The sequence below is a fragment of the Cupriavidus sp. FW306-1B-F12B genome (assembly GCF_058781795.1).
Map to the genome: position 1 here is coordinate 1 of NZ_JBYSXC010000016.1, position 16,340 is coordinate 16,340.

At 67.0% G+C, this 16,340-nt stretch carries 20 protein-coding genes; 13 read left to right on the forward strand and 7 right to left on the reverse strand.

The window, feature by feature from the left end:
• A partial coding sequence (locus AC3WLE_RS23790) for a hypothetical protein (protein WP_492357539.1) occupies positions 1-210 on the forward strand: 210 nt, incomplete at its 5' end.
• Positions 211-301: 91 nt separating this feature from the next.
• On the opposite strand, the gene AC3WLE_RS23795 is transcribed toward AC3WLE_RS23790, so the two are convergent.
• From AC3WLE_RS23795 to AC3WLE_RS23810, 4 genes are all read right to left on the reverse strand, one after another.
• Positions 302-1,078: an enoyl-CoA hydratase gene (locus tag AC3WLE_RS23795; RefSeq protein ID WP_492357540.1), complete on the reverse strand. Its 777-nt coding sequence runs from the start codon at positions 1,076-1,078 to the stop codon at positions 302-304.
• Positions 1,079-1,171: 93 nt separating this feature from the next.
• Complete coding sequence (locus tag AC3WLE_RS23800) at positions 1,172-1,924, reverse strand: amino acid ABC transporter ATP-binding protein (RefSeq protein ID WP_492321488.1); 753 nt, start codon at positions 1,922-1,924, stop codon at positions 1,172-1,174.
• A 37-nt stretch (positions 1,925-1,961) separates the two neighbouring features.
• Positions 1,962-2,615, reverse strand: coding sequence for an amino acid ABC transporter permease (locus AC3WLE_RS23805; protein ID WP_010809912.1), 654 nt, complete (start codon positions 2,613-2,615; stop codon positions 1,962-1,964).
• A 111-nt stretch (positions 2,616-2,726) separates the two neighbouring features.
• Complete coding sequence (locus tag AC3WLE_RS23810) at positions 2,727-3,512, reverse strand: amino acid ABC transporter substrate-binding protein (RefSeq protein ID WP_035819783.1); 786 nt, start codon at positions 3,510-3,512, stop codon at positions 2,727-2,729.
• Between the two features lie 266 nt (positions 3,513-3,778).
• On the opposite strand from AC3WLE_RS23810, the gene paaG reads away from it, so the two are divergent.
• From paaG to paaK, 3 genes are read left to right on the forward strand one after another with little or no spacing between them, the layout of a single operon-like run.
• The gene (paaG, locus tag AC3WLE_RS23815) at positions 3,779-4,603 is read left to right on the forward strand and encodes a 2-(1,2-epoxy-1,2-dihydrophenyl)acetyl-CoA isomerase PaaG (protein ID WP_052181647.1); all 825 of its coding nucleotides are present in this window, start codon (positions 3,779-3,781) and stop codon (positions 4,601-4,603) included.
• A gap of 40 nt (positions 4,604-4,643) precedes the next feature.
• Positions 4,644-5,096, forward strand: a complete 453-nt coding sequence (paaI, locus tag AC3WLE_RS23820) for a hydroxyphenylacetyl-CoA thioesterase PaaI (RefSeq protein WP_492357541.1) — start codon at positions 4,644-4,646, stop codon at positions 5,094-5,096.
• A 49-nt stretch (positions 5,097-5,145) separates the two neighbouring features.
• Positions 5,146-6,450, forward strand: coding sequence for a phenylacetate--CoA ligase PaaK (gene paaK / locus AC3WLE_RS23825; RefSeq protein WP_492353336.1), 1,305 nt, complete (start codon positions 5,146-5,148; stop codon positions 6,448-6,450).
• A gap of 57 nt (positions 6,451-6,507) precedes the next feature.
• Here the strand turns inward: paaK and mltA are convergent, their stop codons facing one another.
• Complete coding sequence (mltA, locus tag AC3WLE_RS23830) at positions 6,508-7,671, reverse strand: murein transglycosylase A (protein WP_492357542.1); 1,164 nt, start codon at positions 7,669-7,671, stop codon at positions 6,508-6,510.
• 115 nt (positions 7,672-7,786) lie between these two features.
• On the opposite strand from mltA, the gene AC3WLE_RS23835 reads away from it, so the two are divergent.
• Positions 7,787-8,002, forward strand: coding sequence for a hypothetical protein (locus AC3WLE_RS23835; RefSeq protein WP_439671014.1), 216 nt, complete (start codon positions 7,787-7,789; stop codon positions 8,000-8,002).
• A gap of 13 nt (positions 8,003-8,015) precedes the next feature.
• On the opposite strand, the gene apaG is transcribed toward AC3WLE_RS23835, so the two are convergent.
• Positions 8,016-8,390, reverse strand: coding sequence for a Co2+/Mg2+ efflux protein ApaG (apaG, locus tag AC3WLE_RS23840; protein WP_010809905.1), 375 nt, complete (start codon positions 8,388-8,390; stop codon positions 8,016-8,018).
• 239 nt (positions 8,391-8,629) lie between these two features.
• On the opposite strand from apaG, the gene rpe reads away from it, so the two are divergent.
• The 8 genes from rpe (at position 8,630) to AC3WLE_RS23880 (ending at position 15,944) form a co-directional block, all read left to right on the forward strand.
• On the forward strand, positions 8,630-9,331 hold the full coding sequence (rpe, locus tag AC3WLE_RS23845) for a ribulose-phosphate 3-epimerase (RefSeq protein WP_010809904.1): 702 nt from the start codon (positions 8,630-8,632) through the stop codon (positions 9,329-9,331).
• Positions 9,328-10,071, forward strand: coding sequence for a phosphoglycolate phosphatase (gene gph / locus AC3WLE_RS23850; protein ID WP_492321451.1), 744 nt, complete (start codon positions 9,328-9,330; stop codon positions 10,069-10,071). The genes rpe and gph overlap by 4 nt, the downstream gene beginning before the upstream one ends.
• Before the next feature lie 421 nt (positions 10,072-10,492).
• Positions 10,493-12,010: an anthranilate synthase component I gene (gene trpE / locus AC3WLE_RS23855; protein WP_010809902.1), complete on the forward strand. Its 1,518-nt coding sequence runs from the start codon at positions 10,493-10,495 to the stop codon at positions 12,008-12,010.
• Positions 12,011-12,030: 20 nt separating this feature from the next.
• Positions 12,031-12,600: an aminodeoxychorismate/anthranilate synthase component II gene (locus tag AC3WLE_RS23860; RefSeq protein ID WP_010809901.1), complete on the forward strand. Its 570-nt coding sequence runs from the start codon at positions 12,031-12,033 to the stop codon at positions 12,598-12,600.
• A gap of 62 nt (positions 12,601-12,662) precedes the next feature.
• Entirely contained in the window at positions 12,663-13,688 is a 1,026-nt protein-coding gene (gene trpD, locus AC3WLE_RS23865) for an anthranilate phosphoribosyltransferase (protein WP_492353337.1), read from the forward strand.
• Positions 13,689-13,699: 11 nt separating this feature from the next.
• Positions 13,700-14,503: an indole-3-glycerol phosphate synthase TrpC gene (trpC, locus tag AC3WLE_RS23870; RefSeq protein ID WP_492321452.1), complete on the forward strand. Its 804-nt coding sequence runs from the start codon at positions 13,700-13,702 to the stop codon at positions 14,501-14,503.
• Positions 14,504-14,506: 3 nt separating this feature from the next.
• Complete coding sequence (locus AC3WLE_RS23875; RefSeq protein ID WP_492357543.1) at positions 14,507-15,136, forward strand: CYTH domain-containing protein; 630 nt, start codon at positions 14,507-14,509, stop codon at positions 15,134-15,136.
• A 31-nt stretch (positions 15,137-15,167) separates the two neighbouring features.
• Positions 15,168-15,944, forward strand: a complete 777-nt coding sequence (locus tag AC3WLE_RS23880) for a uracil-DNA glycosylase (RefSeq protein ID WP_492321454.1) — start codon at positions 15,168-15,170, stop codon at positions 15,942-15,944.
• A 4-nt stretch (positions 15,945-15,948) separates the two neighbouring features.
• Here AC3WLE_RS23880 and AC3WLE_RS23885 read toward each other — a convergent pair whose 3' ends face one another.
• Positions 15,949-16,227 carry an acylphosphatase gene (locus tag AC3WLE_RS23885; RefSeq protein ID WP_010809896.1) on the reverse strand — a complete coding sequence of 93 codons (279 nt, stop codon included), beginning with the start codon at positions 16,225-16,227 and terminating at the stop codon, positions 15,949-15,951.
• Between the last annotated feature and the right edge of the window lie 113 nt (positions 16,228-16,340).

The following is a 16,340-nucleotide window of genomic DNA, read 5'->3' on the forward strand; positions in this document are numbered from 1 at the left end:
TTCGTCAACCGTTTCAGCATCTTTTTTTGCTGCGGCCAGCGCGCCAACTTCGCTGCGCCAACCGATCCGGTCGACCCTGCAACCCGCGCCCCGTCTGCTTTGCAGCGCTGCGTTGTGTGTTGCGAGGGGGCGAATAGTAGGCCGGATTCGTGCACCTTGCAACAACTTTGTCACAACGATCCGCTATGGGTTCCGGGCATTATGTCGTAAGCCGTTGAGCGGAAAAGGAAATCCCGGAAAGACGAGTGCGGGAGAAACATAATACCCCCGCACTGCCCTCGGGTATTCCCTGATCCCGGCCTCAGCGATGCTGGAAATTCGGGCTGCGCTTCTCGACGAAAGCCGCCATGCCTTCCTTCTGGTCTTCGCTGGCGAAGGTGGCATGGAACAGCCGGCGCTCGAAGTGCACGCCTTCGGCCAGCGTGGTCTCGTAGGCGGCGTTGACCGACTCCTTGATCATCATGACCACCGGCAGCGAGAACCCGGCGATGGTTTCGGCAGCCGCCAGCACTTCGTCCAGCAGCTTGTCGGCCGGTACCACGCGCGATACCAGGCCCGAGCGCTCGGCTTCGGCGGCGTCCATCATGCGCGAGGTCAGGCACAGGTCCATGGCCTTGGCCTTGGACACCGCGCGCGGCAGGCGCTGGGTGCCGCCGGCGCCGGGCATGGTGCCCAGCTTCACCTCGGGCTGGCCGAAATTGGCCGAATCCGCCGCGATGATGATGTCGCACATCATCGCCAGTTCGCAGCCGCCGCCCAGCGCATAGCCGGCCACGCCGGCAATCACCGGCTTGCGGATCTTGCGGATGGTTTCCCAGTTGCGCGTGATGTAATCGCCCTTGTACACATCCATGAAGGAATACTTGGCCATCATGCCGATATCGGCGCCGGCGGCAAAGGCGCGCTCGCTGCCGGTAATGACGATGGCGCCGATGCCCTCATCCTGGTCGAAGGCGGTCAGCGCGGCGCCAAGCTCGTCCATCAGCGCGTCATTGAGCGCGTTCAGGGCCTTCGGACGGTTCAGCGTGACCAGGCCAACACGGCCACGGGTTTCGACCAGAATGTTTTCGTACGGCATGTCTTCTCCTATGTATTTGCAGGCGGATGGCACCGTCGCCACCGGCTGCGGGCTATTCTGCCACCGGTTGCGGCGTGGCGGCGCCGGCGCCGCCTAGAGCATATGCGCCAGGAATTCGCGGGTGCGCGCGTGAGCTGGTGCCCCGAACACTTCCTCAGGCGGCCCTTCCTCAAGAATCCTGCCCTCATCCATGAACACGACGTGGTTTGCCACTTCCCGCGCAAACCCCATCTCATGCGTGACGACCAGCATGGTCATATGTTCTTCGGCCAGTTGCCGCATGGTGCGCAGCACCTCCCCGGTCAGTTCCGGGTCCAGCGCCGAGGTCGGCTCGTCGAACAGCATGATGTCGGGCTCCATGGCCAGCGCCCGCGCAATCGCCACCCGCTGCTTCTGGCCGCCGGACAGGCGCGCCGGGTAGCTGTCCCGCTTGGCCAGCAGGCCGACCTTGCGCAACAGCTCTTCGGCCTTGGGCACCACCGCGTCGCGCGCCAGTCCCTTGACGGTCATGGGGGCTTCGATGATGTTCTGCAGCACCGTCATATGCGGAAACAGGTTGAACGACTGGAACACCATGCCCATCTTCCGGCAGATGCGCCGCACTTCCGCGTCCGGCACATATCTGGCTGTGCCGTCAGGGCCGGCGGCCGTCAGCGCCTCGCCTTCGATTTCAAGGGTGCCGCGGTCAATCACCTCAAGATGATTCAGGCAGCGCAGCAAGGTACTCTTGCCCGAGCCCGAGGGCCCGATCACTGCGGTGACATCCCCCTTGTGCAAGGTCAGGGAGACACCGCGCAAGACCTCCAGTGACCCGAACGATTTGAACAGATCCCGCGCCGCGATCATGATGCCGGGCGCATTGTGGGAATTGGCGCCGGTCGGGCTAGTCATCATGTTTGGCATAGCGTTTTTCGAGATTCTGGAAGAACCAGGTCAGAATCAGCGTCATCACCAGATAGAAGAGCGCGGCGACCAGGAAAGGCGTGGTGGTGAAATCACGCTGCACGATGCCGCGCGCGGTGCGAAGAATATCGTTGAGGGCCAGCACGTAGATCAGGGACGTGTCCTTGATCAGCGTAATGGTTTCATTGCTGACCGGCGGCAACACCCGGCTGACCATCTGCGGCAGCACGACCCGCCGCATGGTCTGGAAATAGGTCATGCCCAGCGCCTTGCTGGCCTCATACTGGCCGCGATCGACCGACTTGATCCCGGCGCGGAAGATTTCCGCGAAATAGGCCGCGTAGTTCAGGGCGAAAGCCACCACCGCCGCGGGAAAGTCAGGCAGGCGCACGCCGATGACGGGCACGAACGGCAGTGCGAAATAAATAAACAGCATCTGCAGCATCAGCGGCGTGCCGCGCATCAGCCAGATATAGCCATTGACCAGGCCGCTCAGCCACGGCCATGACGAGATGCGTGCCAGCGCCAGCGCAAGCCCCAGCGGCACCGACAGGGCGAGCGTGATGGCGAATAGTGTGAGCGTGACTTGCGCGCCCTGCGCCAATGGCGCCAGAAGAGATAAGACGTAGTCCATGCTCGCGCGAAACAGAAGGAGGTGGGATCCCGGGCGCCGGGACGGCGCCCGGGGTCCGGACATGGCGCGGCGCCCTGCCTGAACGGCGCAGGGCCTCACGCAGCGTCTGGATTACTTGGTGATGTCAGTGCCGAACCACTGGGTGGCGATGCGGGCTGCCGTGCCATCCTGCTTCATCGAGGCCAGGGTCTTGTCGAGCTTGCCGAGCAGCTCGGCGTCATCCTTGCGCACACCGACGCCATATTCTTCCGTGCCGAAGTTTTCCTCCAGCACCTTGTATTCGCCGGCACGCTTGCTGATCAGGTAGCGGCCCACCACTTCATCCACCACAATTGCGTCGAGGCGGCCGGTCGACAGGTCCATCAGCGCCGTCACGTTATCGCCGAAGGTCTTGAGTTCCTTCAGGCTGGCGGCGACCTGGCTTTCCTTCTTGATGGCATCCACCGCGCTGCTGCCGTCCTGCGCGCCGACGATGCGGCCGGCCAGGTCGGCCTTGGCTTTCACCGGCGAGCTGGCACCGACGATGACGATCTGGTGGTTGGTCATATAGGGCGCGGTGAAGCTGATGTTCTTCTTGCGCTCTTCGGTGATGGTCAGCCCGTTCCACAGCACATCCACGCGCTTGCCGTTGAGTTCCGCCTCCTTGGCGCTCCAGTCGATAGGCTTGAACTCGACCGTCATGCCGAGACGGCGGCTGGCCTCCTTGGCCATGTCGATATCGAAGCCGACCAGCTCGTTGTTGTTATCGCGAAAACCCATGGGCGGGAAGTTGTCGTCCAGGCCGACAATGATCTTGGTGGCCGTGTCGGCGCCGGCAGCGGGGGCCGCTTCTTTCTTGCCGCATGCCGCAAACAGCGCCACGGACGAAATCAGGAGTAATGCAGCGATCTTCTTCATAGGAATTCCAATGCGAATAGGCGAGCATGCCGGGATCCGCACAGAGATGTCGGCCGGCAGGTTTCAGATTGTTGTTGGCAGCGCGATTATAGAGCGACGCCCGCGCCCGGCATTGCGGACCCTGCCGGCATCGGAAGCCACGTGCCAACCGGCAGCCAAAAATAGTGCTAACATTTGCCGACCGACTGGTCGGTTTATTTAAGAGGCGCCGTCGACAACAGCCGCCCGCGCCGACCGCGACAAAATATCCGGCAGGAGACAACCCAATGCCCCCGATGTCCACCTCCGCTGGCCAGCCGGTCAGCATCGACGCCGGCCCGGTCTTGCTGCAATGGCAGGGCCCGGTTGCCGTGATCACCCTGAACCGCCCCGACAAGCTCAACAGCTTCACCCGCGCGATGCACCAGGCGCTGCAGCAGGCGCTCGACCATGTCGAGGCCGGCGGCGCGCGCGCCCTGCTGCTGACCGGGGCGGGCCGCGGCTTCTGCGCCGGCCAGGACCTGGCCGACCTGGATTTCACGCCCGGGCACATGACCGACCTGGGCGAGCTGATCGATACCTGGTTCAACCCGCTGATCCGCCGGCTGCAGGCCCTGCCGCTGCCGGTGGTGGCCGCGGTCAACGGCACCGCGGCCGGTGCCGGCGCCAACCTGGCGCTGGCCTGCGACATGGTGCTGGCGGCGCGCTCGGCCAGCTTTATCCAGGCCTTCGTCAAGATCGGACTGGTGCCGGATTCGGGCGGCACCTGGCTGCTGCCGAAGCGCATCGGCATGGCGCGCGCGCTGGGCCTGGCCATGACCGGCGAGCGGCTGAGCGCCGAAGAGGCCGAGAAATGGGGCCTGGTCTGGGAGACCATGGACGACCCGCTGCTGCCGGAACAGGCGCTGGCGCTGGCCACGCACCTGGCCGGGCAGCCGACCCGCGCGCTGGCCGCGATCAAGCGCGCCATGCATGCCAGCGCCACCGCCACGCTGGACGCCCAGCTGGACCTGGAGCGTGACCTGCAGCGCGAACTCGGCCAGTCCGCCGACTATGCGGAGGGCGTCAACGCCTTCCTCGAAAAGCGCGCACCGCACTTCACCGGCAAGTAAGCCGCGCGGGCCTTCCCGCCACTCTATATAGGAGACCAGCTTGAAACAGGACCCCCAGGCCCTCGCCGAAGCGGCCGCCGCCGCCATGTATGATGCCGACACCTGCAGCCGCTGGCTGGGCATCACGGTCGAGGCCGTGCGGCCCGGCTATGCCCGGCTGACCATGCCGGTGCGCAAGGAATTCCTCAACGGCCACGGCATCTGCCACGGCGGCCTGATGTTCACGCTGGCCGATTCGACCTTCGCTTTTGCCTGCAACAGCCATAACATCAACACTGTGGCCGCAGGTTGCAGCATCGAGTTCCTCAAGCCCGTGCACGGCGGCGACGTGCTGACCGCCGAGGCCACCGAGCAGGTCCTGTCCGGCCGGCACGGCATCTACGATATCCGCGTGACCAACGCCGCGGGCCAGGTGGTGGCGATGTTCCGCGGCAAGTCGGCGCAGATCAGGGGACATGTGGTGCCGCCGCCGGAAGGGACGGAAGGCACCTGAGCAAATCCGGCAAGATACTTAAGATAAACGCCCCCGTGCAGGAGACGACATGAGCACGCGCCTGACCGATCTGCCCCTGGATGCGATCGAGACCGCCAGCCGCGCCGAGCTGCAGGCCTTGCAGCTGGAGCGGCTGAGATGGTCGCTCAACCACGCCTACGCCAATTCGCCGGTGTACCGCCGCAAGTTCGACGAAGCCGGGGTCCACCCCGACCAGCTGCATTCGCTGGCCGACCTGGCGCGCTTCCCGTTCACCAGCAAGCAGGACCTGCGCGACAACTACCCGTTCGGCATGTTCGCGGTGCCGCAGGACCGCGTGGCGCGCATCCACGCCTCGTCCGGCACCACCGGCAAGCCCACCGTGGTCGGCTACACGCTCCAGGACATCGACAACTGGGCCACGGTGATGGCGCGCTCGATCCGCGCCTCGGGCGCGCGGCGCGGCGACAAGGTGCACATCAGCTACGGCTACGGGCTCTTTACCGGCGGCCTGGGCGCCCACTACGGCGTGGAAAAGGCCGGCCTGACCGCGATCCCCTTCGGCGGCGGCCAGACCGAGCGCCAGGTGCAGCTGATCCAGGACTTCAAGCCCGAGGTCATCATGGTGACGCCCAGCTATATGCTGGCGATCGCCGACGAGTTCGAGCGCCAGGGCATCGACCCGGCCGGCAGCTCGCTGCGCGTGGGCATCTTCGGCGCGGAGCCGTGGACACCGGAAATGCGGCTGGCGATCGAGAAGCGCATGGGCATCTCGGCAGTCGATATCTATGGCCTGTCAGAGGTGATGGGCCCGGGCGTGGCCAATGAGTGCGCCGAGACCAAGGACGGGCCGACCATCTGGGAAGACCATTTCTACCCCGAGATCATCGATCCCGACACCGGCGCAGTGCTGCCCGACGGGGAGTTCGGCGAGCTGGTGTTCACCTCGCTGACCAAGGAGGCGATGCCTGTGGTGCGCTACCGCACCCGCGACCTGACCAGGCTGCTGCCCGGCACGGCGCGCCCGGCATTCCGCCGCATGGAGAAGATCACCGGCCGCACCGACGACATGATGATCGTGCGCGGGGTCAACGTGTTCCCGTCGCAGATCGAGGAACTGATCCTCAAGCACGCCGAGCTGGCGCCGCACTACCAGTGCGTGCTGACCAAGGACGGCCACATGGACACGCTGACCGTGCGCGTGGAATGCGCCCACGGCAGCGAGCCGGCGCTGGCGCAGGGCGCGCGCGCGCGGCTGGCGCAGGAGATCAAGGCCTATATCGGCGTCACCGCCGGCATCGAGGTGCTGCCCGAGGGCGGCGTCGAGCGCTCGGTGGGCAAGGCGCGGCGGATCGTCGACCAGCGCCCGCGCTGAGGGCCGTCCACCATGAAGAAAGGGCGCCGCGATGGCGCCCTTTTTGCGTTGCCGAGGTCAGCTGCGCGGCATCAGCACCCACATGCGGCCGCCCTGCTTCATGCGGCCCGCGGTCTCGCCGGCGCCATCGCCCGCACCCCAGAAGAAGTCCGCGCGCACCCCGCCCTTGATGGCGCTGCCGGTGTCCTGCGCGAACATCAGCCGCTGGATCGGCTCGGTCGACAGCGGGCGCGTGGTCGACAGGAATACCGGCACCCCCAGCGGGATGGTGGCCGGGTCGACCGCGATCGAGCGCTCCGCGGTCAGCGGCACGCCCAGCGCGCCCACCGGGCCGTCGTTGTTGGCCGGCAGCTCGCGGAAGAAGACAAAGCGCGGGTTGATGTTGAGCATCTCGTCGACGCGGCCCGGGTTGGCGCGCGCCCACGCCTTGATGCCCTGCATGGTGGCCTGTGCCGGCGTGATCTCGCCGCGGTCCAGCAGCCATTTGCCGAACGAGCGGAACGGCTGGTCGTTGGTGCCGCCGAAGCCCACCCGCATGATGCTGCCGTCGGCCATGCGGATGCGGCCCGAGCCCTGGATCTGCAGGAAGGCGGCCTCGACCGCGTCATCCACCCAGACCAGCTCGCTGCCGCGCATGGCCGGGTTCTGCAGCAACTCGGCGCGGGCCGGCAGCGGGCGGTTGCCGAACTGCGCCGGCTTGCGGTACAGCGGCACCTGGAACTTGCCCTGGCGCGTGCGCGAGCCGTGCAGGATCGGTTCGTAGTAGCCGGTGATCAGGCCGTAGTCAGTGCCATCGCCATTGACCACGCGGTACGGCTGGAAGTTGCTTTCGAAATAGGCGCGCATGGCGTTGAGGTTGCCGGCATCGACCATCATGCCGGCGGCACAGGCGCGGCTCCACTCGGCGCGCTTCTTCAGCGCCTGGCAGCTGGCCTGCAGCGCGGGCCAGGCGGCGCGCACGTCGTCCTGGGCCCAGCCGCCGATCTCGGCCCAGCTGGCGGCCTGCAGACTGCCCTTCTGCGACGAGGCCGTCGGCGGCGTGGTGCCGGCCGGGCCGGTCTCGATGCGCGGCGGCGGGCCGCTCATGCAGCCGGCCAGCAGCACGGCCGCGCCGGACAGCGCCAGCCAGCCGCGCATGCGCAGCGAGCGCCAGGGGGAAACCGGGGAAATCCGGGAAATCGGGGAAATCGGGGAAATCGGGAAAGAGTCTGCGTATGCCATCTTGCTATTGTTCAAAGTCCGGGCCGGCGCAGCTTGCGGGGCCGATTGCCCCTACAATCCCACCGTCATCCTTCAACCACCGCCTGCGCCCCCGCGGGCCTGCGCCGCATCCGCCATGAGCAAGTTCTTCGAAGCCCATCCCATGCTGCTGTTCGCCCTGGAAGCCGGCGTGGCGCTGTTCCTGCTGATCTTTATCGTGGTCTGGACCATGGGCACGGCGAAAAAGAACCCGCGTCCCACGCGCGCCCCGTCCGGGCATCCGTCGCGCCAGCCGGCGCAGGGCGCCGCTGAAGCGCCGCCGCAGGATCAGGACAGCGCATCGCGCCAATAGGTTCCCGGCACGGTCAGTGCAGCATGCGCGGCAGCACCAGCGCGAATTCAGGGATCGGCACCTCGAAGCGGTGGCCGTCCTCGGCCACGCAGAAGTATTCGCCCTTCATCGAGCCCACCGGGGTCGAGATGGTGGCCCAGCTGGTGTATTCGAAATGCTCGCCCGGCTTGAGCAGCGGCTGGTGGCCGACCACGCCCAGGCCCGCCACTTCCTGCGTGCCGTTGTCGCTGTCGGTGATGACCCAGTGGCGCGAGATCAGCTGCGCCGCCACCTCGCCCGTATTGTGGATGGTGATGGTGTAGGCGAAGGCATGGCGCCCGCGCTCGGGTTCTGACTGGTCCGGCAGGTACTGGGTGCGTACCGAGACGGAGAAAGCGTACTCGCTCATCGTGGGCAGGGCCGGCTTGAGGCGCCAGGCAGGGAAGTGGGTAGCCGCATTGTGCGGGATGGCCGCGGCACGGGCAAGAGCACCGGCAAGATCACCGCGCGCCGGGGCAGCGGTAGAATATAGCCCTTTCAGGGCCGGGCCGTGCCGGACGCCCCCGCCTGATCCCCTCTGGCGCCCGCCCCTGGGCGCGCCGGAGACGCAAACAGCATTCCCCAGCACCCCACATGCTAGCCGCCGACATGAGCACGCCCACCTACCGCATCGCCCCGTCCATCCTGTCCGCCGACTTTGCCCGCCTGGGCGAGGAAGTGCGCCGCGTGACCGAGGCCGGCGCCGACTGGATCCACTTCGACGTGATGGACAACCATTACGTGCCCAACCTGACCGTGGGCCCGCTGGTGTGCGAGGCGATCCGCCCGCACGTGACCGCGCCGATCGACGTGCACCTGATGGTGCGCCCGGTGGACCGGATCATCCCGGACTTTGCCAAGGCGGGCGCCAATATCATCACCTTCCACCCGGAAGCCAGCGAGCACGTGGACCGCTCGCTCGCGCTGATCCGCGACCACGGCTGCCAGGCCGGCCTGGTGTTCAACCCGGCCACGCCGCTGCACCACCTGGACCACGTGATGGACCGCCTGGACGTGATCCTGCTGATGTCGGTCAACCCGGGCTTCGGCGGCCAGTCGTTCATCCCCGAGACGCTCAACAAGCTGCGCGCCGTGCGCCAGCGCATCGATGAGTACACCGCCCGCACCGGCCGCACCATCCTGCTGGAAGTGGACGGCGGCGTGAAGGTCGACAACATCGCCGAGATCGCGGCGGCCGGCGCCGACACCTTCGTGGCGGGCTCGGCCGTGTTCGGCAAGCCGGATGCGGACGGCGGCTACCGCGGCATCATCTCGGCGCTGCGCGGCGAACTGGCCAAGGCCGGGCAATGACCGAGGGCGTGTTCCTGCGCCGCAACGACTGGCGCGGCATCGAAGGCGTGATCGTCGACCTCGACGGCACCATGGTCGACACCGCGGGCGACTTCCACGCCTCGATCAACGCCATGCTGCTGGCGCTGGGCCGCCAGCACCCCAACCTGGGGCCGGCAGCGCCGATGTCGGAGGCGGAGATCGTCAGCTATGTCGGCAAGGGCTCGGAAAACCTGATCCGGCGCGTGCTGGACGCGCGCTTCTCGCCACTGCACGCCAACAGCCTGTTCGCCGACGCCTATGCGCTGTACGACCGCGAGTACATCCGCATCAACGGCCAGTTCTCGCAGGTCTACCCCGGCGTGCGCGAAGGCCTGGCGGCGATGAAGGCGGCCGGGCTGCGCCTGGCCTGCGTGACCAACAAGCCCTACAGCTTCACCGAGCCGCTGCTGGCCAAGACCGGCCTCGCCCAGTACTTCGAGCTGGTCTACGGTGGCGACGCCTTCCCGCTGCGCAAGCCCGACCCCTTCCCGCTGCTGAAAGTGGCCGACGCCTTCGGTCTGGAGCCGTCGGCAATGGCGGCGCTCGGCGACTCGGAAAACGACGCGCAGGCGGCCCGCGCGGCCGGCATGGGCGTGCTGCTGGTGCCCTATGGCTACAACCATGGCAACCCTGTACAAGGCGTTGACGCCGATGGTATAGTCGACTCCATTGCCCACGCCGCAGCGCTGTTTGCAGCACACTGGGCAGGTCATCGATAGTCCGAATTTCGTCGATCCCGACCAAATCCCAAACATTTCATGTTTCTCAACCGCAAACGCATCTCTTCTGGCAGTGATCGGCAGGCTTGGCCCTGGCGTCGCTGGCGCGCCTCCCAACAGGCGTAAAGTGCGTTCGCGAGTCTGCTGACGAGCCCTCGACCCGAGGGCCTCGCCACACCGGCCTAGCTGCCGGGCATTCCCACCAAAACCCGCCGCAAGCCAGCGTAGCCGCCATATTCGTGTGCTACGTTTAGCTCAAGAACGCGCCGCACGCCCTTCCCCGGCCGTGTGCAGTCTTGTCCGCAAGCCGCTTGCACCACGGCCCGCCAACGGGGCGGGTATCCATTCGCTCCAGCCTGATTGCCGATAAGCGGCGCCGCGCCCCTCCACCGCGCAGCGCGCGCCGCACAAGAGGACCGACATGACCGAACTGGAATTCAAATCGCTGGCCGACCAGGGCTACAACCGCATCCCGCTGATCGCCGAGGCCTTTGCCGACCTGGAAACGCCGCTGTCGCTGTACCTGAAGCTGGCCCAGTCGCAGACGCGCGGCGTCAACACCTTCCTGCTGGAATCGGTGGTGGGCGGCGAGCGCTTCGGGCGCTTTTCGTTTATCGGCCTGCATGCCCGCACCCTGCTGCGCGCCTTCGGCAACCGCACCGAGGTGGTGACCGACGGCAAGGTGGTGGAAACCCACGAAGGCAACCCGCTCGACTTCATCGCCGAGTTCGAACAGCGCTTCAAGGTGGCGCTGCGCCCCGGACTGCCGCGCTTCTGCGGCGGCCTGGCCGGCTACTTCGGCTATGACGCGGTGCGCTATATCGAGAAGAAGCTCGCCGACACGCACAAGCCCGATGACCTGAACCTGCCGGACATCCAGCTGCTGCTGTGCGAGGAACTGGCCGTCATCGACAACCTGTCGGGCAAGCTCTACCTGATCGTCTACGCCGACCCGACCACGCCGGAAGCCTATTCGCGCGCGCGCCAGCGCCTGCGCGAGCTGCGCATGAAGCTGCGCCAGCCGGTGGACGTGCCGGTCACCAGCCCGTCGGTGCAGACCGAGGTCTACCGCGAATTCGCCAAGGCCGACTACCTGGCCGCGGTGCACAAGGCCAAGGAATACATCATGGCCGGCGACATGATGCAGGTGCAGATCGGCCAGCGCCTGGTCAAGCCTTACCGCGACGCGCCGCTGTCGCTGTACCGCGCGCTGCGTTCGCTGAACCCGTCGCCGTACATGTACTTCTACAACTTCGGCGACTTCCAGGTGGTGGGCGCTTCGCCGGAGATCCTGGTGCGCCAGGAAGAGCGCAAGGTCGGCACCAACGGCGACATGCGCAGCGAACACATCGTCACCATCCGCCCGCTGGCCGGCACGCGCCCGCGCGGCAATACGCCGGAGAAGGACGCCCAGCTGGCCACCGAGCTGCTGCAGGATCCGAAGGAGATCGCCGAGCACGTGATGCTGATCGACCTGGCGCGCAACGATATCGGCCGCATCGCCGAGACTGGCTCGGTCAAGGTCACCGACAAGATGGTGATCGAGAAGTACTCGCACGTGCAGCACATCGTCAGCTCGGTCGAAGGCACGCTGCGCGAGGGCATCAGCAACCTGGACGTGCTGCGCGCGACCTTCCCGGCCGGCACGCTGTCGGGCGCGCCCAAGGTCCATGCGATGGAGATCATCGACGAGCTGGAACCGCGCAAGCGTGGCATCTATGGCGGCGCGGTGGGCTACCTGTCGTTCGGCGGCGAGATGGACCTGGCGATCGCGATCCGCACCGGCATTGTCAAGGACGGCAACCTCTACGTGCAGGCCGCCGCCGGCATCGTTGCCGACTCGGACCCCGAAGCCGAATGGAGGGAAACCGAAGCCAAGGCGCGCGCCGTGATCCGCGCCGCCGAGCAGGTCCAGGATGGCCTGGACTCCGACATCTGAGAGAACAGGAGACAGACGCCATGCTGCTGATGATCGACAACTACGATTCGTTCACCTATAACCTGGTCCAGTATTTCGGCGAACTGGGCGAAGACGTGCGCACCTACCGCAACGACGAGATCACCATCGAGGAGATCGAGGCGCTCAAGCCCGACCACATCTGCGTCTCGCCCGGGCCGTGCAGCCCGAAGGAAGCCGGCATCTCGGTGGCGGCGCTGCAGCACTTTGCCGGCAAGATCCCGCTGCTGGGCGTGTGCCTGGGCCACCAGGCCATCGGCGAGGCCTTTGGCGGCAAGGTGATCCGCGCCAAGCAGGTGATGCACGGCAAGGTCAGCACCATCGAGACCACCCAGCAAGGCGTGTTCGCCGGGCTGCCCAGGCACTTCGACGTGACGCGCTATCATTCACTGGCGATCGAGCGCGAAACCCTGCCCGATTGCCTGGAGATCACCGCCTGGACCCCGGACGGCGAGATCATGGGCGTGCGCCACAAGACGCTCGCCGTTGAAGGCGTGCAGTTCCATCCCGAGTCGATCCTGTCCGAGCATGGCCATGCGCTGCTGGCCAACTTCGTCAAGGCGCCGCGATGAGACTGCTCGATTCCGCACCTTCCAGCCCGCACCACGCCATCCAGACTGTCAACGAGAACGCCATGATCACGCCGCAAGAAGCCCTGACGCGCTGCATCGAGCACCGCGAAATCTTCCATGACGAGATGCTGCACCTGATGCGGCAGATCATGCAGGGGCAGATCTCGCCGGTGATGGCCGCCGCGATCCTGACCGGCCTGCGCGTCAAGAAGGAAACCATCGGCGAGATCTCCGCCGCCGCGCAGGTGATGCGCGAGTTCGCCAACAAGGTGCCGGTGGCCGATCGCGAGAACTTCGTCGATATCGTCGGCACCGGCGGCGACGGCTCGCACACCTTCAATATCTCGACCGCATCGATGTTCGTCGCCGCCGCCGCCGGCGCCAGGATCGCCAAGCATGGCAACCGCGGCGTCAGTTCCAAGTCGGGCAGCGCGGACGTGCTGGAAGCGCTGGGGGTGAACATCATGCTGACGCCCGAGCAGGTCGGCCAGTGCATCGAAGAGACCGGCATCGGCTTCATGTTCGCGCCCACGCACCACCCGGCGATGAAGAACGTCGCGCCGATCCGCAAGGAGATGGGCGTGCGCACCATCTTCAATATCCTGGGCCCGCTGACCAACCCGGCCGATGCGCCCAACATCCTGATGGGCGTGTTCCACCCCGACCTGGTCGGCATCCAGGTGCGCGTGATGCAGCGCCTGGGCGCCAAGCACGCCATCGTGGTGTACGGCAAGGACGGCATGGACGAGGTCTCGCTGGGCGCCGCCACGCTGGTGGGCGAACTGAAGGACGGCGAGGTGCGCGAATATGAGATCCACCCCGAGGACTTCGGCCTGCAGATGATCTCCAACCGCGGCCTGAAGGTGGCCGATGCGACGGAGTCGAAGGAAATGCTGCTTGAAGCGCTGACCAACGTACCGGGCACGCCGCGCGAGATCGTCTCGCTGAACGCCGGCACCGCGCTGTACGCCGCCAACGTGGCCGACTCCGTCGAAGACGGCATCCGCCGCGCGCGCGAGGCGATTGCCAGCGGCACGGCGCACGAGAAGCTCGACCAGTTCGTGCGCGCCACCCAGCAGTTCAAGTAAGAGACGCGAATATGTCCGACATCCTGCAAAAGATCCTGGCCGTAAAGGCCGACGAAGTCGCCGCCGCGCGCAAGAAGCGCGACCTGCCCAGCCTGCGCGCCGAGGCCGAAAGCCTGCGCACTGAGCCGGGCCTGGCACCGCGCGGCTTTGAGCGCGCGCTGCGCGAGAAGATCGCCGCCGGCCAGGCCGGCGTGATCGCCGAGGTCAAGAAGGCATCGCCGTCCAAGGGCGTGCTGCGCGAGCACTTCGTGCCCGAGGCCATTGCCGAAAGCTACGCCAGCCATGGCGCCGCCTGCCTGTCGGTGCTGACCGACGTGAACTTCTTCCAGGGACACGCCGACTACCTGAAGCGCGCCCGTAGCGCCTGTCCGCTGCCGGCCCTGCGCAAGGACTTCATGGTCGACCTGTACCAGGTCTATGAAGCGCGCACCTGGGGCGCCGACTGCATCCTGCTGATCGTCGCCGCGCTGGACCCGGGCCTGATGGCCGAACTGGAAGCCTGTGCGCTTGAGCTCGGCATGGATGTGCTGGTGGAAGTGCACGGCGACGACGAGCTCGACGCGGCGCTGCGCCTGAAGACTCCGCTGCTCGGCGTGAACAACCGCAACCTGCGCACCTTCGAGGTGTCGCTGGACAACACGCTGGACCTGCTGCCGCATATGCCGGCCGACAAGCTGGTGGTGACCGAGTCCGGCATCCTCGGCCAGGCGGACGTAAAGCGCATGCGCGATGCCAACGTGCATGCGTTCCTGGTGGGTGAGGCGTTCATGCGGGCGCCGGATCCAGGGGTGGAGCTGGCACGGCTGTTTGCCTGAGCCATGGCCCAGGAAATCGAACTCAAGCTGGCCATCCCCGACGACGCCCTGGCCCCGCTGGCCGCCTGGCTCGACGCCAACGGCGCCCCGCAGGGCGAAGCCACGCTGCTCAACGTCTACCTCGATACCCCGGAATGCGACCTGGCACAGGCGCGCGCCGCGCTGCGGCTGCGCCGCAAGGGCGCGCAATGGCTGCAGACGCTGAAGACCGCAGGCAGCAGCCAGGGCGGCCTGGCCACGCGCCATGAATGGGAGACAGAGATCGCCGGCGAGGCCATCGAGCTGCAAACCTTTCCCGCGGAAGCGCAAACCGTGCTCGCGCCACTGATCGGCCGGCTGGCACCGGTGTTCCGCACCGACTTCGTCCGCCGCACCTGGCTGGTCACGCAGGACGGCGCCCGCATCGAGGCCGCGCTCGACACCGGCACCATCACCGCGCCGGCCAGCGCCGCGCAGGAACCCATCCAGGAACTCGAACTGGAATGGCTCGATGGCGACGCCGCGCACGCGGCCGATGCCCTGCGCGCCTTTGCCGCGCGGCTGGCCACCGTTGCCGCGCTGGCACCCTCGGACCTCAGCAAGGCCGCCCGCGGCTACCGCCTGGCGGGAATCGCCGAAGGCAAGGCCTCATAATCGCGGTTTTCCCGCCGAGCTTTCCTCACGCATGCAAGCCGATCTCTTCGCCGCCGAAGCCCCCCGCGCCCCCGGCGAACCGTCCCCTGCCGCCAGCCTGCAGGCCCAGGCCGACGCCCTGCCCGCCGCCTGGCGCACCTTGATGGATCCGTGCATCCGCGTGCCGGCGTGGCAGGACCTGGCCGCCTTTGTCGACGGCGAACGTGCCGCCGGCAAGCCGGTATTCCCGCACCATGTCTTCCACGCGCTGCACCTGACCCCGCCCGACGCGGTCAAGGTGGTGATCCTGGGCCAGGACCCCTACCACGGCACCGGCACGGTCGGCGGCGTTGAGCTGCCGCAGGCGCACGGGCTGGCGTTCTCGGTGCCGGAAGGCATCAAGGTGCCACCCAGCCTGCGCAACATCTTCAAGGAAATCGCCGCCGAGTTCGGCGCCAACGGCAACGGCGCGCCGCGCACCTCCGGCAACCTGGAAGGCTGGGCGCGCCAGGGCGTGCTGCTGCTCAACACCGTGCTGACGGTGGAACAGGGCCAGGCCGCCAGCCATGCGCGGCGAGGCTGGGAAGCCGTCACCGATTGCCTGATCCAGAACCTCGCCGCCAGCCGCCCGAGTCTTGTGTTCATGCTGTGGGGCAGCCACGCGCAGGCCAAGAAGCCGTTGCTGGGCGCCGGCCACTGCGTGCTGGAAGCGCCGCATCCGTCGCCGCTGTCGGCGCACCGGGGCTTCCTGGGCTGCGGGCACTTCCGCGAGGCCAACCGCTGGCTGGAAGCGAACGGCCGCACGCCGGTCGACTGGACCGCGGCCTAGTCCGTCAGATCGTCGGCCGGAATTCGAAACCGGCAAACTCCCCTTCCCCAGGCCCGACCTCGACCAGCGTCACCTGCGCGGCCGGCGGGCCCTGTTCCATCCACGCCTGCAGGGCTTCGAGCTGCCTGACCGTGCCGTGCGCCATCACCTCGACGGTGCCGTCGAGCCGGTTGCGCACCCAGCCGCCAAGCTCAAGGTCGTCCGCCGCGTCGGCGCAGGCGGCGCGGTAGCCCACGCCCTGCACGCGCCCATGCGCGACCAGGCGCCAGGTTTCCTTCTTCATGGCTTTTCCCTTTGGGCGCACGCCGGCAGCGTGCACGATCTGTCATCCACACCAAGTAAACTAGACCGCCATGCCGGGCGTTACAAAGGGATGCGCGCCGCCCGGCGTGAAGC